16 protein-coding genes are annotated in these 20,322 nt (G+C 66.4%); 12 read left to right on the forward strand and 4 right to left on the reverse strand.

Annotation, left to right across the window (positions count from 1 at the left end; all coding sequences use genetic code 11):
• Positions 1-27: 27 nt before the first annotated feature.
• The 9 genes from rplJ (at position 28) to tuf (ending at position 14,942) form a co-directional block, all read left to right on the forward strand.
• Entirely contained in the window at positions 28-585 is a 558-nt protein-coding gene (gene rplJ, locus OG892_RS24255; protein WP_073732692.1) for a 50S ribosomal protein L10, read from the forward strand.
• An 84-nt stretch (positions 586-669) separates the two neighbouring features.
• On the forward strand, positions 670-1,053 hold the full coding sequence (rplL, locus tag OG892_RS24260) for a 50S ribosomal protein L7/L12 (RefSeq protein WP_073732691.1): 384 nt from the start codon (positions 670-672) through the stop codon (positions 1,051-1,053).
• A gap of 607 nt (positions 1,054-1,660) precedes the next feature.
• Positions 1,661-5,146: a DNA-directed RNA polymerase subunit beta gene (gene rpoB, locus OG892_RS24265; RefSeq protein WP_073732690.1), complete on the forward strand. Its 3,486-nt coding sequence runs from the start codon at positions 1,661-1,663 to the stop codon at positions 5,144-5,146.
• A 130-nt stretch (positions 5,147-5,276) separates the two neighbouring features.
• Positions 5,277-9,176 carry a DNA-directed RNA polymerase subunit beta' gene (locus tag OG892_RS24270; RefSeq protein WP_073732689.1) on the forward strand — a complete coding sequence of 1,300 codons (3,900 nt, stop codon included), beginning with the start codon at positions 5,277-5,279 and terminating at the stop codon, positions 9,174-9,176.
• Positions 9,177-9,638: 462 nt separating this feature from the next.
• Entirely contained in the window at positions 9,639-10,112 is a 474-nt protein-coding gene (locus tag OG892_RS24275) for a hypothetical protein (protein WP_371630273.1), read from the forward strand.
• 462 nt (positions 10,113-10,574) lie between these two features.
• Positions 10,575-10,946, forward strand: coding sequence for a 30S ribosomal protein S12 (gene rpsL / locus OG892_RS24280; RefSeq protein WP_003948652.1), 372 nt, complete (start codon positions 10,575-10,577; stop codon positions 10,944-10,946).
• 2 nt (positions 10,947-10,948) lie between these two features.
• Complete coding sequence (gene rpsG / locus OG892_RS24285; protein WP_014047773.1) at positions 10,949-11,419, forward strand: 30S ribosomal protein S7; 471 nt, start codon at positions 10,949-10,951, stop codon at positions 11,417-11,419.
• 38 nt (positions 11,420-11,457) lie between these two features.
• Positions 11,458-13,587, forward strand: a complete 2,130-nt coding sequence (gene fusA / locus OG892_RS24290; protein ID WP_073732687.1) for an elongation factor G — start codon at positions 11,458-11,460, stop codon at positions 13,585-13,587.
• A gap of 161 nt (positions 13,588-13,748) precedes the next feature.
• On the forward strand, positions 13,749-14,942 hold the full coding sequence (gene tuf / locus OG892_RS24295) for an elongation factor Tu (RefSeq protein ID WP_073732686.1): 1,194 nt from the start codon (positions 13,749-13,751) through the stop codon (positions 14,940-14,942).
• A 96-nt stretch (positions 14,943-15,038) separates the two neighbouring features.
• On the opposite strand, the gene OG892_RS24300 is transcribed toward tuf, so the two are convergent.
• Positions 15,039-15,506, reverse strand: coding sequence for an N-acetyltransferase family protein (locus OG892_RS24300; RefSeq protein WP_371630274.1), 468 nt, complete (start codon positions 15,504-15,506; stop codon positions 15,039-15,041).
• A 222-nt stretch (positions 15,507-15,728) separates the two neighbouring features.
• Here OG892_RS24300 and OG892_RS24305 point away from each other — a divergent pair, with 222 nt between their 5' ends.
• Positions 15,729-16,346: a hypothetical protein gene (locus tag OG892_RS24305; RefSeq protein ID WP_371630275.1), complete on the forward strand. Its 618-nt coding sequence runs from the start codon at positions 15,729-15,731 to the stop codon at positions 16,344-16,346.
• A gap of 100 nt (positions 16,347-16,446) precedes the next feature.
• Here the strand turns inward: OG892_RS24305 and OG892_RS24310 are convergent, their stop codons facing one another.
• The 3 genes from OG892_RS24310 to OG892_RS24320 all read right to left on the reverse strand — a co-directional run bounded on the left by OG892_RS24310 (position 16,447) and on the right by OG892_RS24320 (position 19,050).
• The gene (locus OG892_RS24310) at positions 16,447-17,337 is read right to left on the reverse strand and encodes a hypothetical protein (protein WP_371630276.1); all 891 of its coding nucleotides are present in this window, start codon (positions 17,335-17,337) and stop codon (positions 16,447-16,449) included.
• Between the two features lie 33 nt (positions 17,338-17,370).
• Entirely contained in the window at positions 17,371-18,327 is a 957-nt protein-coding gene (locus OG892_RS24315; protein ID WP_371630277.1) for a helix-turn-helix domain-containing protein, read from the reverse strand.
• Positions 18,328-18,624: 297 nt separating this feature from the next.
• A complete protein-coding gene (locus tag OG892_RS24320) occupies positions 18,625-19,050 on the reverse strand; it encodes an ATP-binding protein (RefSeq protein ID WP_073732681.1) in 426 nt (141 codons plus the stop codon).
• Between the two features lie 163 nt (positions 19,051-19,213).
• Here OG892_RS24320 and OG892_RS24325 point away from each other — a divergent pair, with 163 nt between their 5' ends.
• Positions 19,214-20,089, forward strand: coding sequence for a helix-turn-helix transcriptional regulator (locus tag OG892_RS24325; RefSeq protein WP_328865768.1), 876 nt, complete (start codon positions 19,214-19,216; stop codon positions 20,087-20,089).
• Positions 20,086-20,295, forward strand: a complete 210-nt coding sequence (locus OG892_RS24330) for a DUF397 domain-containing protein (protein WP_073732679.1) — start codon at positions 20,086-20,088, stop codon at positions 20,293-20,295. Before OG892_RS24325 ends, OG892_RS24330 begins: the two co-directional genes overlap by 4 nt.
• Positions 20,296-20,322: the final 27 nt, after the last annotated feature.

A 20,322-nucleotide genomic window follows, 5' to 3' on the forward strand; every position in this document is an offset into this window, starting at 1 on the left:
TCATCACCCGGAAGGAGGCCGACGCTCATGGCAAGGCCCGACAAGGCTGCCGCGGTAGCCGAGCTCGCGGACCAGTTCCGCAGCTCGAACGCCGCCGTGCTGACCGAGTACCGGGGTCTCACCGTGGCACAGCTCAAGCAGCTGCGCCGTTCGCTCGGTGAGAACGCCCAGTACGCCGTGGTGAAGAACACGCTGACCAAGATTGCGGCCAACGAGGCCGGGATCGACACGCTCGACGACCTGTTCGCAGGTCCGACGGCGGTTGCCTTCGTCACCGGTGACCCGGTGGAGTCGGCGAAGGGTCTTCGTGACTTCGCCAAGGACAACCCCAACCTCGTCATCAAGGGCGGTGTCCTTGATGGCAAGGCACTGTCCGCCGACGACTTCAAGAAGCTCGCGGACCTCGAGTCCCGCGAGGTTCTGCTCGCCAAGCTGGCCGGTGCCATGAAGGGCAAGCAGACTCAGGCTGCGCAGCTCTTCCAGGCTCTGCCGTCGAAGTTCGTCCGCACTGCGGAAGCGCTTCGCGCCAAGAAGGAAGAGCAGGACGGTGCCGGTACGCCGGCTCCCGTCGAGGCCGCGGAGTAATTCCGCTCAGCGGTCCGGCGGGCGCCACGTACGCCCGCCGACATATACATCCGGCACCTGCCGAATAGTGGAAGGACGCCTGTCATGGCGAAGCTGTCCCAGGACGACCTGCTCGCGCAGTTCGAAGACATGACCCTCATCGAGCTCTCCGGCTTCGTGAAGGCCTTCGAGGAGAAGTTCGACGTCACCGCCGCCGCGGCCGTCGCCGTTGCCGGTCCCGCCGCCGGTGGCCCCGCCGCCGAGGCCGAGGCCGAGCAGGACGAGTTCGACGTCATCCTCACGGGTGCCGGCGAGAAGAAGATCCAGGTCATCAAGGTCGTGCGTGAGCTGACCTCGCTGGGCCTCAAGGAGGCCAAGGACCTCGTGGACGGCGCCCCGAAGCCCGTCCTGGAGAAGGTCGCCAAGGAGGCCGCCGAGAAGGCTGCCGAGTCCCTCAAGGGCGCCGGCGCCTCCGTCGAGGTCAAGTGACCCTGCGAGTCTTCTGACTCGTCTGGACCCCCGTGCCGCGAGGCGCGGACGTCACATCACGAAAGGCGATCACCCGTACGGGTGGTCGCCTTTCGGCGTACCCGTGGGAGTGCCTTGCTCTTCCCGCGCTGACGAGTATGGTGATCTTCGCCGTGCGCCTCTCGGAGGGGAGTGCGAACGGCGCGCGGGGGCGGCGTACCCCGGTCCCCGGGGCTCGTACCGGCTGGGGGGCCTTGACGAACCGCACGAGGCGCGCAATTCTCAAGGCGCGTCGTCATATCGATCCGGATCCGAGGCATGGATCGAGGGCGAAGAGGGCAGTAAAGAAGAGCGCAGCTCATGCAGGGCTATGCACGGCTAGACATAGGTGTTGAGAACAAGCTGTTGAGAGCAACGTGGGTCTCTGAGAACCCCGACTGGACATCAGTGTGCCTCTTGGCTACACTGACCCTTTGCGCTGCCTGTTAGCTGCCTCCTGCCCGTCACCAGGGGCATACCCATCTTGTGCACCGTGGACTGAGCATCCCTGAAGAGGGACATCTATCCATGTGTCCAGTTTGGGACCGGTACGCGCGTAGTGAGTCCGAGCCCTCGGAAGGACCCCCTCTTGGCCGCCTCGCGCAACGCCTCGACCGCGAATACGAACAACGGCGCCAGCACCGCCCCGCTGCGCATCTCTTTTGCAAAAATCAAGGAGCCCCTCGAGGTTCCGAACCTCCTCGCGCTGCAGACCGAGAGCTTTGACTGGCTCCTCGGTAACGCCGCCTGGAAGGCTCGCGTCGAGGCTGCTCTGGACAGTGGACAAGACGTCCCCACCAAGTCCGGCCTGGAGGAGATCTTCGAGGAGATCTCACCGATCGAGGACTTCTCCGGGTCGATGTCGCTTACGTTCCGCGACCACCGCTTCGAGCCCCCGAAGAACTCGATCGACGAGTGCAAGGAGCGCGACTTCACGTTCGCCGCTCCGCTCTTCGTCACGGCCGAGTTCACCAACAACGAGACCGGCGAGATCAAGTCCCAGACGGTCTTCATGGGCGATTTCCCGCTCATGACCAACAAGGGCACCTTCGTCATCAACGGCACCGAGCGTGTCGTCGTGTCGCAGCTGGTCCGCTCGCCGGGTGTCTACTTCGACTCCTCGATCGACAAGACGTCCGACAAGGACATCTTCTCCGCCAAGATCATCCCTTCCCGGGGTGCCTGGCTGGAGATGGAGATCGACAAGCGCGACATGGTCGGTGTCCGCATCGACCGCAAGCGCAAGCAGTCCGTCACCGTCCTCCTGAAGGCTCTCGGCTGGACCACCGAGCAGATCCTCGAGGAGTTCGGCGAGTACGAGTCGATGCGCGCCACCCTGGAGAAGGACCACACCCAGGGCCAGGACGACGCACTGCTCGACATCTACCGCAAGCTGCGTCCGGGCGAGCCGCCCACCCGCGAAGCTGCTCAGACGCTGCTCGAGAACCTCTACTTCAACCCGAAGCGCTACGACCTCGCGAAGGTCGGCCGCTACAAGGTGAACAAGAAGCTCGGCGCGGATGAGCCGCTCGACGCCGGTGTCCTCACCAGCGACGACATCATCGCGACCATCAAGTACCTGGTGAAGCTGCACGCCGGGGAGACCGAGACCGTCGGCGAGTCCGGCCGTTCGATCGTCGTCGAGACCGACGACATCGACCACTTCGGCAACCGTCGTCTGCGCAACGTCGGCGAGCTCATCCAGAACCAGGTCCGTACGGGTCTGGCTCGTATGGAGCGCGTCGTGCGTGAGCGGATGACGACCCAGGACGTCGAGGCGATCACGCCGCAGACCCTGATCAACATCCGGCCGGTCGTCGCCTCCATCAAGGAGTTCTTCGGCACCAGCCAGCTGTCGCAGTTCATGGACCAGAACAACCCGCTGTCGGGTCTCACCCACAAGCGCCGCCTGTCGGCGCTTGGCCCGGGTGGTCTCTCCCGCGAGCGGGCCGGCTTCGAGGTCCGTGACGTGCACCCGTCCCACTACGGACGCATGTGCCCGATCGAAACCCCTGAAGGCCCGAACATCGGTCTGATCGGTTCGCTCGCCTCGTACGGCCGCGTCAACGCGTTCGGCTTCATCGAGACGCCGTACCGCAAGGTCGTCGACGGCCAGGTCACCGACGAGGTCGACTACGTCACGGCCGACGAGGAAGACCGTTACGTCATCGCCCAGGCGAACGCGACGCTCTCCGACGAGCTGCGCTTCACCGAGCCCCGCGTCCTGGTCCGCCGTCGTGGCGGAGAGGTTGACTACGTGCCCGGCACCGAAGTCGACTACATGGACGTCTCGCCGCGCCAGATGGTGTCCGTCGCCACCGCGATGATCCCGTTCCTGGAGCACGACGACGCCAACCGTGCCCTCATGGGCGCGAACATGATGCGTCAGGCGGTGCCGCTCATCAAGTCCGAGGCGCCGCTGGTCGGCACCGGCATGGAGTACCGCTGCGCCACCGACGCCGGTGACGTACTGAAGGCCGAGAAGGACGGTGTGGTCCAGGAGGTCTCCGCGGACTACATCACCGTGACCAACGATGACGGCACGTACACCACGTACCGCATCGCGAAGTTCATGCGCTCGAACCAGGGCACCTCGGTCAACCAGAAGGTCGTCGTCTCCGAGGGCGACCGGGTCATCGAGGGCCAGGTGCTCGCCGACGGTCCGGCCACCGAGAACGGTGAGATGGCCCTGGGCAAGAACCTGCTCGTGGCGTTCATGCCGTGGGAGGGTCACAACTACGAGGACGCGATCATCCTGTCGCAGCGCCTCGTGCAGGACGACGTCCTCTCCTCGATCCACATCGAGGAGCACGAGGTCGACGCCCGTGACACCAAGCTCGGCCCGGAGGAGATCACCCGGGACATCCCGAACGTCTCCGAAGAGGTCCTCGCGGACCTCGACGAGCGCGGCATCATCCGGATCGGTGCCGAGGTCGTCGCCGGTGACATCCTCGTCGGCAAGGTCACGCCCAAGGGCGAGACCGAGCTGACCCCCGAGGAGCGCCTGCTCCGCGCGATCTTCGGTGAGAAGGCGCGCGAAGTGCGCGACACCTCGCTGAAGGTGCCGCACGGTGAGATCGGCAAGGTCATCGGCGTCCGCGTCTTCGACCGCGAAGAGGGCGACGAGCTGCCGCCGGGCGTGAACCAGCTGGTCCGCGTCTACGTCGCGCAGAAGCGCAAGATCACCGATGGTGACAAGCTCGCCGGCCGTCACGGCAACAAGGGCGTCATCTCGAAGATCCTGCCGATCGAGGACATGCCGTTCCTGGAGGACGGCACCCCGGTCGACATCATCCTCAACCCGCTGGGTGTCCCGTCCCGAATGAACCCGGGACAGGTCCTGGAGATCCACCTCGGCTGGCTCGCCAGCCGCGGCTGGGACGTCTCCGGCCTCGGTGACGAGTGGGCCAAGCGCCTGCAGTTCATCGGCGCCGACCAGGTCGCCCCCGGCACCAACGTCGCGACCCCGGTCTTCGACGGTGCCCGCGAGGACGAGATCACCGGCCTCTTCCAGGCCACGATCCCGAACCGCGACGGGGACCGGCTGGTCCAGCCCTCGGGCAAGGCCAACCTGTTCGACGGCCGCTCCGGCGAGCCGTTCCCGGAGCCGGTGTCGGTCGGCTTCATGTACATCCTCAAGCTCCACCACCTGGTCGACGACAAGCTCCACGCTCGTTCGACGGGTCCGTACTCCATGATCACCCAGCAGCCGCTGGGTGGTAAGGCCCAGTTCGGTGGACAGCGCTTCGGTGAAATGGAGGTGTGGGCGCTTGAGGCTTATGGCGCCGCATACGCCCTCCAGGAGCTGCTGACGATCAAGTCCGACGACGTGACCGGCCGCGTGAAGGTCTACGAGGCCATCGTCAAGGGCGAGAACATCCCCGAGCCCGGCATTCCCGAGTCCTTCAAGGTGCTCATCAAGGAAATGCAGTCGCTCTGCCTCAACGTGGAGGTGCTGTCCTCGGACGGCATGTCCATCGAGATGCGCGACACGGACGAGGACGTCTTCCGCGCGGCGGAGGAGCTCGGTATCGACCTGTCCCGGCGCGAGCCGAGCAGCGTCGAAGAGGTCTGACGGGTTGGCCGGCCGGATCCCTGTGATCCGGCCGGCTCTCCCCGGACCCGTTCAGACCATTGCTGAAGTGCCCCGATTTCTCGCGTTGACGCGAGGGGGCTCGAACCCCCGAAAGAGGGATTGACGACAAGTGCTCGACGTCAACTTCTTCGACGAGCTGCGGATCGGCCTTGCCACCGCGGACGACATCCGGACCTGGTCCCACGGCGAAGTGAAGAAGCCGGAGACCATCAACTACCGCACGCTCAAGCCCGAAAAGGACGGACTCTTCTGCGAGAAGATCTTCGGTCCGACCCGGGACTGGGAGTGCTACTGCGGCAAGTACAAGCGTGTCCGCTTCAAGGGCATCATCTGTGAGCGCTGTGGCGTCGAGGTCACTCGCGCCAAGGTGCGCCGTGAGCGCATGGGCCACATCGAGCTTGCCGCTCCCGTCACCCACATCTGGTACTTCAAGGGCGTCCCGTCGCGACTGGGCTACCTGCTGGACCTCGCGCCGAAGGACCTTGAGAAGGTCATCTACTTCGCCGCGTACATGATCACGTTCGTCGACGAGGAGCGCCGTACCCGCGACCTCCCGTCGCTGGAGGCGCACGTCTCCGTCGAGCGCCAGCAGGTCGAGAACCGTCGCGACTCCGACCTGGAGAACCGCGCCAAGAAGCTGGAGACCGACCTCGGCGAGCTGGAGGCCGAGGGCGCCAAGGCCGATGTGCGCCGCAAGGTGCGCGAAGGCGCCGAGCGTGAGATGAAGCAGCTGCGCGACCGTGCGCAGCGCGAGATCGACCGCCTCGACGAGGTGTGGAGCCGCTTCAAGAACCTCAAGGTCCAGGACCTGGAGGGCGACGAGCTGCTCTACCGCGAGCTGCGTGACCGCTTCGGCACGTACTTCGACGGCTGCATGGGTGCCGCTGCCCTGCAGAAGCGCCTGGAGTCCTTCGACCTCGACGAGGAGGCCGAGCGCCTCCGCGAGATCATCCGCACCGGCAAGGGCCAGAAGAAGACCCGTGCGCTCAAGCGCCTCAAGGTCGTCTCCGCGTTCCTGCAGACCAGCAACAAGCCCAAGGGCATGGTGCTCGACTGCGTGCCGGTCATCCCGCCGGACCTGCGTCCGATGGTGCAGCTGGACGGTGGCCGCTTCGCGACCTCCGACCTGAACGACCTGTACCGCCGTGTGATCAACCGCAACAACCGCCTCAAGCGTCTCCTTGACCTCGGTGCCCCCGAGATCATCGTGAACAACGAGAAGCGGATGCTGCAGGAGGCCGTCGACGCGCTGTTCGACAACGGCCGCCGCGGTCGCCCGGTCACCGGTCCCGGTAACCGCCCGCTCAAGTCCCTCAGCGACATGCTGAAGGGCAAGCAGGGCCGATTCCGTCAGAACCTTCTCGGTAAGCGTGTGGACTACTCCGCACGTTCCGTGATCGTCGTCGGCCCGCAGCTCAAGCTGCACCAGTGCGGTCTGCCGAAGGCCATGGCGCTGGAGCTCTTCAAGCCGTTCGTGATGAAGCGCCTGGTGGACCTGAACCACGCGCAGAACATCAAGTCGGCCAAGCGCATGGTCGAGCGCGGCCGCACGGTCGTGTACGACGTCCTGGAAGAGGTCATCGCGGAGCACCCGGTTCTCCTGAACCGTGCGCCCACGCTGCACCGTCTCGGCATCCAGGCCTTCGAGCCGCAGCTGGTCGAGGGCAAGGCCATCCAGATCCACCCGCTCGTCTGCACCGCGTTCAACGCGGACTTCGACGGTGACCAGATGGCCGTGCACCTGCCGCTCTCCGCGGAGGCGCAGGCCGAGGCCCGCATCCTGATGCTGTCCTCGAACAACATCCTGAAGCCGGCCGACGGTCGTCCCGTCACCATGCCGACCCAGGACATGGTGCTGGGTCTGTTCTTCCTCACCACCGACGGTGAACTCCGTGACACCAAGGGCGAGGGCCGTGCGTTCGGCTCCACGGCCGAGGCGATCATGGCGTTCGACACCGGCGAGCTGGCGCTCCAGTCGTCCGTCGACATCCGCTTCCCGGTGGGCACCATCCCGCCGCGTGGCTGGGTGCCGCCGGTCGCAGAGGAGGGCGAGCCCGAGTACCAGCCGGGTGACACCTTCCGGCAGCGGACGACCCTGGGCCGCGCGCTCTTCAACGAGCTGCTGCCCGAGGACTACCCGTTCGTCGACTACTCCGTCGGCAAGAAGCAGCTCTCCGAGATCGTCAACGACCTCGCCGAGCGCTACCCCAAGGTCATCGTGGCGGCGACGCTCGACAACCTGAAGGCGGCGGGCTTCCACTGGGCCACCCGTTCCGGAGTCACCGTCTCCGTCGCGGACATCGTCGTCCCCGAGGCCAAGAAGGCCATCGTCAAGGGCTACGAGGACCAGGACGAGAAGGTCCAGAAGCAGTACGAGCGCGGTCTGATCACCAAGGACGAGCGCACGCAGGAGCTCATCGCGATCTGGACCAAGGCGACCAACGAGGTTGCCGAGGCGATGAACGCGAACTTCCCCAAGACGAACCCCATCTTCATGATGGTTGACTCGGGTGCCCGAGGAAACATGATGCAGATGCGTCAGATCGCCGGTATGCGTGGTCTGGTGTCCAACGCCAAGAACGAGACGATTCCCCGTCCCATCAAGGCGTCCTTCCGTGAGGGCCTCACCGTTCTGGAGTACTTCATCTCCACGCACGGTGCCCGTAAGGGTCTGGCGGACACCGCCCTGCGTACCGCCGACTCGGGTTACCTGACCCGTCGTCTGGTGGACGTCTCGCAGGACGTGATCATTCGCGAGGAGGACTGCGGCACCGACCGCGGCCTCAAGCTGAAGATCGCGGTCAAGGGCGCCGACGGCGTGCTCCGCAAGACGGAGGACGTCGAGACCTCGGTCTACGCCCGCATGCTCGCGGAGGACGTCGTCATCGACGGCAAGGTCATCGCGCCTGCCAACGTCGACCTCGGTGACGTCCTGATCGACGCCCTGGTGGGCGCCGGCGTCGAGGAGGTCAAGACCCGCTCGGTCCTGACCTGTGAGTCCGCGGTCGGCACCTGTGCCTTCTGCTACGGACGCTCGCTCGCCACCGGCAAGCTGGTCGACATCGGTGAGGCGGTCGGCATCATCGCCGCCCAGTCCATCGGTGAGCCCGGCACCCAGCTGACGATGCGTACCTTCCACACCGGTGGTGTGGCCGGTGACGACATCACCCAGGGTCTGCCCCGAGTCGTCGAGCTCTTCGAAGCCCGTACGCCGAAGGGTGTCGCCCCGATCTCGGAGTCCGCGGGCCGGGTCCGGATCGAGGAGACCGAGAAGACGAAGAAGCTCGTCGTGACGCCGGACGACGGCAGCGAGGAGATCCCGTTCCCGATCTCCAAGCGTGCCCGTCTGCTGGTGGGCGAGGGCGACCACGTCGAGGTGGGCCAGAAGCTCACCGTGGGTGCCACCAACCCGCACGACGTGCTGCGGATCCTCGGTCAGCGCGCGGTCCAGGTCCACCTGGTCGGCGAAGTCCAGAAGGTCTACAACTCGCAGGGCGTGTCGATCCACGACAAGCACATCGAGATCATCATCCGGCAGATGCTCCGCCGCGTGACGATCATCGAGTCCGGCGACGCGGAACTGCTGCCGGGCGAGCTCGTCGAGCGCTCGAAGTTCGAGACCGAGAACCGTCGTGTGGTCACCGAGGGCGGTCACCCCGCCTCCGGCCGTCCGCAGCTGATGGGTATCACCAAGGCCTCGCTGGCGACGGAGTCGTGGCTGTCCGCGGCTTCCTTCCAGGAGACGACCAGGGTCCTGACGGACGCGGCGATCAACGCCAAGTCCGACTCCCTGATCGGCCTCAAGGAGAACGTCATCATCGGTAAGCTCATCCCGGCCGGTACGGGTCTGTCCCGCTACCGCAACATCCGGGTCGAGCCCACCGAGGAGGCCAAGGCCGCGATGTACTCGGCCGTCGGCTACGACGACATCGACTACTCGCCGTTCGGCACCGGCTCCGGCCAGGCCGTTCCGCTGGAGGACTACGACTACGGTCCGTACAACCAGTAAGCGAGTCGCTTGATTCGACCGGAGGGCGGTCACCCCGTACATGGGGTGGCCGCCCTCCGGCGTTTCCCGGTCGCGCCTGGGCGCGGGCGGCCGGACCTCGTGGTCCGTGAGCTGCCGGTCGCTCCGGTCGGTTATCGGTAAAGGGTTGCTGAATGTCAGGCGAGCCCGGAGAGAAGCCCATCAACTTTCGCTTGCATTCTCCGAGGTGATCGGCCAATTGCAGACGAGGCGTTGCGGTGCGGTCATCGCGCTGACGCACAGGGGGAAAAGACTGCGTTTCCCCGGTGCCGCGACCAGGCCTTTGTCTGTGAATAGTGCAGGCAGGAAGCCGGGTCTCGCTTTGAGGTCTTCCGGGGTTTCTCAGGGGGTCCGGATCGTTCAGGTGCCCTGGAATCACCCGGGTGCCTCTGCTGCTGGCACGGCGGCGCTCCCTTCGATTATTTTGGCCCTTTTTGTGTATGTGTGCCTGCGGCCCTTTCGCTGAGAGTGTTGCTGCGTGCTGGGGTGTTGTGCGATCATTTCCCCAAAAATCGCCCTGGAGGATCGGTGCCGTTTTTTGTCGTCGGCGTAATATTCATTATTTCCGTCATGGCGCTTCTGGTGTTCGGAATCCCTTTCGTCCTGCAGTCTCCCCTGCGTGCGCGCGGAGTGCACTGCTATGCCACCGTCGCCCGCAAATCCATCCCCAAAGACGGCAAGATCGATGTGGTTTTCGCGTACGTCACTGCCGATCGAAAGCGGTTTACGATAACGAGGTTCGGTCTCTCCTATGTGCCTCAAGGTGCGGGCGTGATCTACGACCCGCTGAATCCCGGGCGATCCGAATTTGTCGACGCGGTCCCCAGGAACCCGAGGAGGCGGCGCATATTCCTGATCGTGACGGCAGGGGTGGCGGTGATCGCATTGGCGCTGCTCTGTGCCGGGCTGTTGGTCTGATGTGTCGCGCCCGGTACGCGATGTCCGCGCACGGGTTCTGTGCCGGACCGCACTGATCCGCGTGCCCCGCCCGCGGCCTGCGTCCGCCCCTCGGCCCGGTCTCGCGTCGGCCGAGTGGTGCGCGGCCTCGGGCGCGGGCCGAGTGCGTCGGTGAGGTGCGGCGGTGGCCGGCCCGGCGCCCCATGGTCCCGGCGTGGCAGGGCGTGACCCCCCGGCGTTTCGGGGGCGCTGCATTTGTTTTGACCCAAGTCGATGAGGTAGGTACGCTCATACCTTGTGCCTGGGTTGTGCCTGGGCTCGTGTGCGTGTCCTCAACCGCACGGCGAGCTTGTCTTTGGCCACCGTGATCTGTGGATGAACCGCCTTCAGGGCAGTGACCCGCAGTATCCGACACACCCGACCGCGTGGGTCGGAGTTGTTCCAGGTTAGTTTCACCGACGGCACACAGAAACCGGAGAAGTAGTGCCTACGATTCAGCAGCTGGTCCGGAAGGGCCGGCAGGACAAGGTCGAGAAGAACAAGACGCCCGCGCTCGAGGGTTCTCCCCAGCGCCGCGGCGTCTGCACGCGTGTGTTCACGACCACCCCGAAGAAGCCGAACTCCGCGCTCCGGAAGGTCGCACGTGTGCGTCTGACCTCCGGCATCGAGGTCACGGCCTACATCCCGGGTGAGGGACACAACCTGCAGGAGCACTCCATCGTGCTCGTGCGTGGTGGCCGTGTGAAGGACCTGCCGGGTGTTCGTTACAAGATCATCCGCGGCTCCCTTGACACCCAGGGTGTCAAGAACCGCAAGCAGGCCCGCAGCCGCTACGGCGCCAAGAAGGAGAAGTAAGAATGCCTCGTAAGGGCCCCGCCCCGAAGCGCCCGGTCATCATTGACCCGGTCTATGGTTCTCCTCTTGTCACCTCGCTGATCAACAAGATCCTGCTCAACGGCAAGCGTTCCACCGCCGAGCGGATCGTGTACGGCGCCATGGAAGGCCTCCGCGAGAAGACCGGCGCTGACCCGGTCATCACGCTGAAGCGCGCGCTTGAGAACGTCAAGCCCTCGCTCGAGGTCAAGTCCCGCCGTGTCGGTGGCGCCACCTACCAGGTGCCGATCGAGGTCAAGCCCGGTCGCGCCGCCACCCTCGCGCTGCGCTGGGTCGTCGGTTACTCCCGTGCCCGTCGCGAGAAGACGATGACCGAGCGGCTCATGAACGAGCTGCTCGACGCCTCCAACGGTCTTGGCGCTGCCGTCAAGAAGCGCGAGGACACCCACAAGATGGCCGAGTCGAACAAGGCCTTCGCGCACTACCGCTGGTAGTCGCTTACCCCATCGAGACCGAGAGAAGATTGAGCCTTATGGCCACCACTTCGCTTGACCTGGCCAAGGTCCGCAACATTGGGATCATGGCCCACATCGACGCGGGCAAGACGACCACCACCGAGCGGATCCTCTTCTACACCGGCGTTTCGTACAAGATCGGTGAAGTCCACGACGGCGCTGCCACGATGGACTGGATGGAGCAGGAGCAGGAGCGCGGCATCACGATCACGTCTGCCGCGACGACCTGCCACTGGCCGCTCAATGATGTTGACCACACGATCAACATCATCGACACCCCGGGTCACGTCGACTTCACCGTCGAGGTGGAGCGTTCGCTCCGCGTCCTCGACGGCGCTGTCACCGTGTTCGACGGTGTGGCCGGCGTCGAGCCCCAGTCCGAGACCGTCTGGCGTCAGGCGGACCGCTACGGCGTGCCGCGTATCTGCTTCGTCAACAAGCTCGACCGCACGGGCGCGGAGTTCCACCGCTGTGTCGACATGATCGTCGACCGCCTCGGTGCCGTCCCGCTCGTCATGCAGCTCCCCATCGGCGCAGAGGCCGACTTCAAGGGCGTCGTCGACCTCGTGTCGATGAAGGCCTTCGTGTGGCCCGAAGAGGCCGCCAAGGGCGAGATGTACGACACGGTCGAGATCCCGGACACCCACAAGGAAGCTGCCGAGGAATGGCGCGGCAAGCTCCTTGAGGCCGTCTCCGAGAACGACGACGAGATGATGGAGCTGTACCTGGAGGGCGTCGAGCCCACCCAGGACCAGCTGCACGAGGCGATCCGCCGGATCACCCTCGCGTCGAAGGGCACTGCCGACTCCGTCACGGTCACCCCGGTGTTCTGTGGCACCGCGTTCAAGAACAAGGGCGTCCAGCCCCTGCTCGACGCGGTCGTCCGTTACCTGCCCTCCCCCCTGGACGTCGAGGCCATCGAGGGCCACGACGTCAAGGACCCCGAGAAGGTCATCGAGCGCAAGCCTTCGGACGACGAGCCGTTCTCCGGCCTGGCGTTCAAGATCGCGAGCGACCCGCACCTCGGAAAGCTCACCTTCGTCCGGATCTACTCCGGTCGCCTTGAGGCCGGCACCGCGGTGCTGAACTCGGTCAAGGGCAAGAAGGAGCGCATCGGCAAGATCTACCGCATGCACGCGAACAAGCGTGAGGAGATCGCGTCGGTGGGCGCGGGCGACATCATCGCTGTCATGGGGCTCAAGCAGACCACGACCGGTGAGACGCTCTGTGACGACAAGAACCCGGTGATCCTGGAGTCCATGGACTTCCCGGCACCGGTCATCGAGGTCGCCATCGAGCCGAAGTCCAAGGGCGACCAGGAGAAGCTGGGTGTCGCCATCCAGCGCCTCTCCGAGGAGGACCCCTCCTTCCAGGTGCACTCCGACGAGGAGACCGGCCAGACCATCATCGGTGGTATGGGCGAGCTTCACCTCGAGGTGCTCGTCGACCGCATGAAGCGCGAGTTCCGCGTCGAGGCGAACGTCGGCAAGCCGCAGGTCGCGTACCGCGAGACGATCCGCAAGGCCGTCGACCGTATCGACTTCACGCACAAGAAGCAGACTGGTGGTACCGGCCAGTTCGCGAAGGTGCAGATCGCCATCGAGCCCATCGAGGGCGGCGACGCGTCGTACGAGTTCGTCAACAAGGTCACCGGTGGCCGCATCCCCCGGGAGTACATCCCCTCGGTGGACGCGGGTGCCCAGGAAGCCATGCAGTTCGGCATCCTGGCCGGCTACGAGATGGTGGGCGTCCGCGTCACCCTTCTCGACGGTGGTTACCACGAGGTCGACTCCTCGGAGCTGGCCTTCAAGATCGCCGGTTCGCAGGCGTTCAAGGAGGGTGCCCGCAGGGCGTCCCCCGTGCTCATGGAGCCGATGATGTCCGTCGAGGTCACCACGCCCGAGGACTACATGGGCGATGTGATCGGCGACCTCAACTCCCGCCGTGGCCAGATCCAGGCCATGGAGGAGCGCAGCGGCGCTCGCGTCGTGAAGGGCCTCGTGCCCCTCTCGGAGATGTTCGGCTACGTCGGAGACCTCCGCAGCAAGACCTCGGGTCGCGCAAGCTACTCGATGCAGTTCGACTCCTACGCCGAGGTTCCGCGGAACGTCGCCGAGGAGATCATCGCGAAGGCCAAGGGCGAGTAACTCTCCCGAGCTCACGCTTTAGGCTTGTCACCGGAGCCCGGTGGGGCATTCGGCACAGCGCGCAAGCACTGTGCCGAATGCCCCCGGGTCCCGGCATCCCAGCAAAGATCACCTGGCGCCGATGAAGCAAGGCGTACAGAACCACTCCGCAGGAGGACCCAGTGGCGAAGGCAAAGTTCGAGCGGACTAAGCCGCACGTCAACATCGGCACCATCGGTCACATTGACCACGGTAAGACGACCCTCACGGCCGCCATTACCAAGGTGCTGCACGACGCGTACCCGGACCTGAACGAGGCCTCGGCCTTCGACCAGATCGACAAGGCTCCCGAAGAGCGCCAGCGCGGTATCACCATCTCGATCGCGCACGTCGAGTACCAGACGGAGTCGCGTCACTACGCGCACGTCGACTGCCCCGGTCACGCTGACTACATCAAGAACATGATCACGGGTGCGGCGCAGATGGACGGCGCCATCCTCGTCGTCGCCGCGACCGACGGCCCGATGCCGCAGACCAAGGAGCACGTGCTCCTGGCCCGCCAGGTCGGCGTTCCGTACATCGTCGTCGCGCTGAACAAGGCCGACATGGTGGACGACGAGGAGATCCTGGAGCTCGTCGAGCTCGAGGTCCGTGAGCTCCTCTCCGAGTACGAGTTCCCGGGCGACGACCTTCCGGTCGTCAAGGTCTCGGCGCTCAAGGCTCTTGAGGGTGACAAGGAGTGGGGCCAGACCGTCCTCGACCTGATGAAGGCCGTCGACGAGTCCATCCCGCAGCCCGAGCGTGACGTCGAGAAGCCGTTCCTGATGCCGATCGAGGACGTCTTCACGATCACCGGTCGTGGCACCGTCGTCACCGGTCGTATCGAGCGTGGTGTCCTCAAGGTCAACGAGACCGTCGACATCGTCGGTATCAAGACCGAGAAGACCACCACCACGGTCACCGGCATCGAGATGTTCCGCAAGCTGCTCGATGAGGGCCAGGCCGGTGAGAACGTCGGTCTGCTCCTCCGTGGCATCAAGCGCGAGGACGTCGAGCGCGGCCAGGTCATCATCAAGCCCGGTTCGGTCACGCCGCACACCGAGTTCGAGGCCCAGTCCTACATCCTGTCGAAGGACGAGGGTGGCCGTCACACCCCCTTCTTCAACAACTACCGCCCGCAGTTCTACTTCCGTACCACGGACGTGACGGGCGTTGTGACCCTTCCCGAGGGCACCGAGATGGTCATGCCGGGTGACAACACCCTCATGAACGTCGCGCTGATCCAGCCGGTCGCCATGGAAGAGGGCCTGAAGTTCGCCATCCGTGAGGGTGGCCGGACCGTGGGCGCCGGCCAGGTCACCAAGATCCTCAAGTAAGTCCTTGAGCGTCTGACCTGGTAGCTCCGCACAGAGCACCGAGAAGGGCCCCCTCCCATCGCGCAAGCGGTGGGAGGGGGCCCTTCTGCTTTGTGTTCACGGAGTGGGTACCGGCGGCCGCCGCACCATGAACACGTCGACCGGGTCCTCGCGCTCCAGGGCGAACCCGTGCCGCTCGTACAGCCTCCGGGCCGCGCTGCCCTGGAGCACGTTGAGCCGGACGGTGGCCCCTTCGGCGTCGGTACGGGCCAGCAGCTCGCGCAGCACCGCCGAGCCGATGCCCGCGCCCTGGAGGCCCTCGGCGAGGAAGAAGTTCTCCAGGCACCAGCCGTCCTCGACGGGCCGGAGGGTGACACTGCCGCCGAAGCGTCCGTCCACGACGATGATCGAGGTGTACTCCGGCAGATAGGAGTCCCGCAGCCGCTGGCGCACCCGGTGTTCGTCGTAGCGCCCCAGCCGGACGAGATCCGGGCGCATCACGACCGCCCGGATCTCGGCTATGGCCTCAAGATCCCCGGGGGTGGCGGGGCGCAGCGCCCAGCCTTGAGTGGTACGTACATGCATGGCGGGATTGTGTCAGAGGCGGGGTCGGGAAGCGCAGGTGGGACGGGGCGGACCGGATTCGAACCGGTGTCCTCCCACATGATGTGAAGGCGCGACAACCACTGCGCTACGCACCCTGTCCCGCCGGGCATCGTATAGGGCGCCCGGCGCCCCGGCGCTTCTCAGTTCTTCGCATCGGTATTCGGATGCGGGGCTGCTGGGCGCGACCGTACTCTCACGTGGATGGCGAGCTTTGAGACTCATCGTCGGCGCGTGCACGACACGGGCCGGACCGTTCGCGCTCGTCACTCCGCGCTCCGGACCTGTCTGGTCACCTTCGCGCCCTATGGCTTTCGCGCCACGTACCACCACCTGTGTCGTAGCGCCCGGATTCCCCGTGACCTGGAGAAGGATCCGGCCTCGCTGATCCGTGCGGTGGAGGAGCTCGATGCGGCCCGCCGGCACTGGCTGGCGGACGAGGCCGTGTTCGTGGCACGCCGTCGGCAGGAGAAGGCCGCGGGAGTGCGCCGCCCCCAGAGCGATGGCAGCTGGCGGGACGCGGGGCGGGCTTCGTCGGGGATGCCGGCCTACTGCCCCAATCCGGAGTTCCATCCCGACGAACCGCTTTCGGTAGTGGTGGAACGCGTACTCGGCTCGGTCGTACTGCCAACGGCAGCGTCCTCGTGGTGCCTTGTCTGCGGCAGGGCCGGGGCGACGACTCGCTGGAGATCCGAGTGCTACGTGCACCGGCTGTGTGCGCGGTGCGGGGTGAGTCTCGGTGCGGAGCGGACCGCTGCGAACAGCAATGTCTGTCGGGCTCGGGCCGAGCGGTGGAGCGAGATCTGGCGGCGTGAGGCCTGAGGCCTGAGCAGGATGAGGGCGGTCGGCCCCGGCCCTTGCGGGGGCCGACCGGAGAGCGTGCGTATACGGACGCAGGCCCTCGGTGTTCGAGGGCCGGGGGTCAGTGGTCCTCGGTGAAGACGTCCTCGACGGTGGTGGCGGTGGTGGCTCGGTTGAGCCACCGGTGCAGGAGCTGGGGGTCGGTGCAGGTGCTGATCTTTTCGCGGGTCTCGTCGGTGAGGGCGATGCCGCGCGCCTGGAGGATCAGGAGGAGGCCTTCCGCCCGGCCTTCCGCCCGCCCTTCAGCTCGGCCTTCGTCCCGGATTTCTTCTGACATGAAGGACTTGTAGAAAGAGGTATCCACGGCCACCAGGTTCCTCCACTGTTGTGCGGCCGGGCGATTGCCCAGGCCCTGTGCGGTGAGTTCGACGATGGGGTCTGCGACGTCCTCCGGTGCTTCGCGCAGCGCGGCGGAGAGCGTTTTCAGTATGGCACCGACGTCCGGATTGTCGGCGTGTGTGATGGCGGCGAGGGTGGCGAGTGCGAGGTCCTTGCGGGCTTCGGCCACGTTGGTGATGACGGGCAGGTTGTGGGGGCCCGCGACGAGGGGGTTGAGGGTGAGGGTCGGCCATTGGGGGAGGCCGATGGTGAGGGGGCGGGCGGCCCATTCGGCGGTGGCGTGGTCCTGGCAGACGACCAGGAGGAGGACGGGCAGCCCGTCGTATCTGTTGTGCAGATAGCTGACGTAGTAGGGCCAGCTGGTCGTCTTGCGCCGGTCCTTCTTGCCCTGGGCCTCGATGGCGAGGAGGAAGGGTCCGTCGGTCTCTGTCTCGATGCGCAGGAGGGTGTCGACTCGGCGTTCGACGGGTTTGGCCTCGGTGAGGTCGGTCGGCAGGACGGTGGCCGAGGTGGGCTGTGGGAGGTCGACGCCGAGCACTTCGGAGACGCGGGAGAAGAGGCCCGGGTACTCCTGGAAGATGCGGTGCATCGCCTCGTGGGGCGAGCTGACCATGCAGGTCCGTTCGGGGCTGAGGGCGGATGGGTGTTACGCGGTGGCGCTGTGTGTGACGGCCGGTTCTTCGGTTCGGCAGTCGCGGCAGTGCCCTGGCCCTGTGGCGCGGAAGGCGCGTTCGCAGGTGTCGCAGTTCTGGAGCGGGATGACGAGGACCTTGCGGCGGGGCGGGGTGAGGTCGGCCGCGCCGGGGAGCGGGGGTGGCAGGAGGGTCGTGATGCGGTGGCGCAGGAGCTTCGCGGGGTGCTTGACGGGGATCGGGAGGTCGGTGGTGAGCGCGTGGCGGATGGTGTCGGGGTGGCTGTCGCGTTCGAGCCAGGTGGCGATGCCGGGCGTGAGGGTCGCGATGTCGCCCTCGGTGAGCGTGAGTTGGGGCGCGTGACGGCGTAGGTCGGCCAGGAACGCGGAGGCGGTCCGGTGCAGTTCCCCGGTGGGTGCGTGCGGCTGGGGGAGCGGTTGGGGCGGAGTCCTGGGCGCGGTGGGCGGCGGTACGTGGACGGGGGCAGGCGGCGCGGGTGGGGTGGCGGCCTCGCGTGGTGGTGGGGCGGCGGGTGTCGTCGGCGATTTACGGGGTCGGGGCCGGGTCTTTGGAGCGGTCGTCGTGGACGGCTTGGCGCCGGGCTGGTTGTACGACACCGTGCGCGTGACCATGCGTCCGCTGGGGAGGCGTACGCGGCTGCGATGCAGGTAGCCCTCCGCTTCCAGCTCGTGCAGGGCGGCCGTGATACGGGCCTCGCTCTCCGGGAATCGGTCGGTGAGCACCTTGATGCCGACCTTCGCCCCGGCGGGCAGCGACTGGATGTGCGCGGCGAGGCCGATCGCGACGAGGGACAGCTCGTGGTGCTGGGCGAGGTGGTTGCCGATGACCGTGAAGCCGGAGGCGTGGCGGGTGTTGACGTGGATGACGCCGGATGTCGGCGTGACGTCGGGCCGGGTGCCGGGGGAGCCGGGCGGGGCGCACGGAGGCGCGATAACCTGCTGGGTATCCATCGGGAAGATCTCTACTTCCTCGTGGTCAGGCCCCTGGTTGAGATTCGCGTCTCGCCGGGGGCCGTCTCGTTCTGTGGTTGTCGCGGCGAGCATATGCCAGCCAACCCGGGCCAAATCCAGCTCAGTTGTCATATGTCACCCGTGTGAGTGACGCAGGTCAGGACGGGGTCGGGTGGGGTTTGGGTGGGTTGTTTTCCCGAGTTCTTTAAAAGCCTTTAGGCGTCGTGGCCGGCCGCGTCGCGGCTCACCGGGTCGTGGCCGATGGGGTCGTGGGCGCCCGCGACCCGGTGGGTTCGGTCACGGTACGAGGTCGAGCTCCGCCCAGACCGTCTTGCGCGGGACCGGGCCCGGGACGATGCCCCAGCGGTCGGCGAGGGCCTCGACGATGAGCAGACCGCGCCCGCTCTCCGCGTACGGCTCCGGGATCGCCGCGACGGGCAGGCGGTCCCCGCGGGTGTCGGTGACCTCGATCCGCAGCCGATCGGCCGTGTCCACGGCGAGGCGCAGTTGGAAGTCCCGGCCCGGCACGCGGCCGTGGACCGTGGCGTTGGCGGCGAGCTCCGCGACGATGTGCGCGGCCGCCTCGGACGGCAGGCCCCAGAGCCCGAGGTGGGCCACAGCGAGGAGGCGGGCGAGCCGGGCGCCCCGGCGGGTGGGGGAGAGCCGCACGGTGAACGTGCGCTCGCGGGTGGGGTGTTGGGGGGCGGCGGTTTTCTGGTTCACGTCACTCAGCGTGGCCGTTCCTGCGTACTCTGCCCAGTGACGAAGCCCTTGCGTACGGTGATTGTCCCGGGCTTGTCCAGCGCTGTCCCGGCTGTCCGGAGTGACGTGCAGGGAACAGAGGCGGTTGAGGAAGAACGGCACGCACGTCGGAAGTGGGGCACGGATGAGTGTGGACGGGACCGGTACGGAGCAGGGCGGCGGCGCGGACGAGCCCGGTTGGGACGTCGATCCCGATGACGAGTCCGGCGTCGCGGTCGTTGCCGCCGTGGGCCGCCAGATCAAGGCCTGGCGGGAAGCGGCCGGGATGCGGGCCGCCGAGTTCGGGGCGGCGCTCGGTTACGGGGAGGACCTGGTCTACAAGGTCGAGGGCGGGCGCCGTATCCCCCGGCCCGAGTTCCTGGACCGGGCGGACGACTTGGTGGGCGCGGGCGGCAAGCTCGCCGCGATGAAGCGGGATCTGGCGGAGGTGCGGTACCCGAAGAAGGTCCGGGAGCTGGCGAAAATGGAGGAGCGGGCGGTTGAGATGGGGTTGTACAGCAACCACAACATCCACGGCCTGTTGCAGACGCCGGAATATGCGCGGGCCCTGTTCGAGATGAGGCGACCCGCGTACTCGGAGGAAGAAGTGGAGCGGGTGTTGGCCGCGCGGATGGCCAGGCAGCGCATTTTCGAGAGGTCGCCCGCTCCCACGCTCAGCTTCGTGCAGGAGGAGGTGACCCTGCGTCGTCCTATTGGGGGGACACTGGTGTTGCGTCGACAGCTCGAACGGCTGCTGGAGATCGGACAGTTGCGGAATGTCGAGATTCAGGTGATGCCGACAAGCTGCGAGGACCACGCCGGAATGGACGGCGGGGTTGAGGTATTGAAGTTCGAGGATGGCACTGCGGTGGGGCGGTCGGATGGCGCCTTCGCAGGTCGGCCGGTGTTCGATCCGAAGCAGCTCCGAATCCTTGAGCTGCGCTGTGGGATGATCCGGGCCCAGGCTCTCCCGCCAGGAGAGTCGCTGGCCTTCATCGAGCAACTGCGGGGAGAGACATGAGCAGCGAGACCTCTGCCGGGGGCGCTTCCGAGCTGGACTGGTTCAAGAGCAGCTACAGCAGCAGCAGCGAGGGGGACTCTTGCGTCGAGGTCGCCGCCACCCCCGGCACAGTGCACGTGCGCGATTCCAAGAACCTGCCGGGGCCACGTCTCTCCTTCGCGGCGGGCGCTTGGGCGGGCTTCGTTCCGTACGCCTCCGGCCGCTGACCCCCCTTACGTAGGCCCGCCTCGGGC

The sequence above is a fragment of the Streptomyces sp. NBC_00341 genome, assembly GCF_041435055.1.
In the GTDB taxonomy this organism is placed as follows: Bacteria; Actinomycetota; Actinomycetes; order Streptomycetales; family Streptomycetaceae; genus Streptomyces.

Bases quoted from the DNA above. Each gene is read 5' to 3' on its own strand.
- OG892_RS24315 (WP_371630277.1), bottom strand. From the start codon at position 18,327: ATGGATACCCAGCAGGTTATCGCGCCTCCGTGCGCCCCGCCCGGCTCC.
- rplJ (WP_073732692.1), top strand. From the start codon at position 28: ATGGCAAGGCCCGACAAGGCTGCCGCGGTAGCCGAGCTCGCGGACCAG.
- OG892_RS24300 (WP_371630274.1), bottom strand. From the start codon at position 15,506: ATGCATGTACGTACCACTCAAGGCTGGGCGCTGCGCCCCGCCACCCCC.
- rplL (WP_073732691.1), top strand. From the start codon at position 670: ATGGCGAAGCTGTCCCAGGACGACCTGCTCGCGCAGTTCGAAGACATG.
- OG892_RS24310 (WP_371630276.1), bottom strand. From the start codon at position 17,337: ATGGTCAGCTCGCCCCACGAGGCGATGCACCGCATCTTCCAGGAGTAC.
- OG892_RS24305 (WP_371630275.1), top strand. From the start codon at position 15,729: ATGGCGAGCTTTGAGACTCATCGTCGGCGCGTGCACGACACGGGCCGG.
- OG892_RS24325 (WP_328865768.1), top strand. From the start codon at position 19,214: ATGAGTGTGGACGGGACCGGTACGGAGCAGGGCGGCGGCGCGGACGAG.
- OG892_RS24330 (WP_073732679.1), top strand. From the start codon at position 20,086: ATGAGCAGCGAGACCTCTGCCGGGGGCGCTTCCGAGCTGGACTGGTTC.
- rpsG (WP_014047773.1), top strand. From the start codon at position 10,949: ATGCCTCGTAAGGGCCCCGCCCCGAAGCGCCCGGTCATCATTGACCCG.
- fusA (WP_073732687.1), top strand. From the start codon at position 11,458: ATGGCCACCACTTCGCTTGACCTGGCCAAGGTCCGCAACATTGGGATC.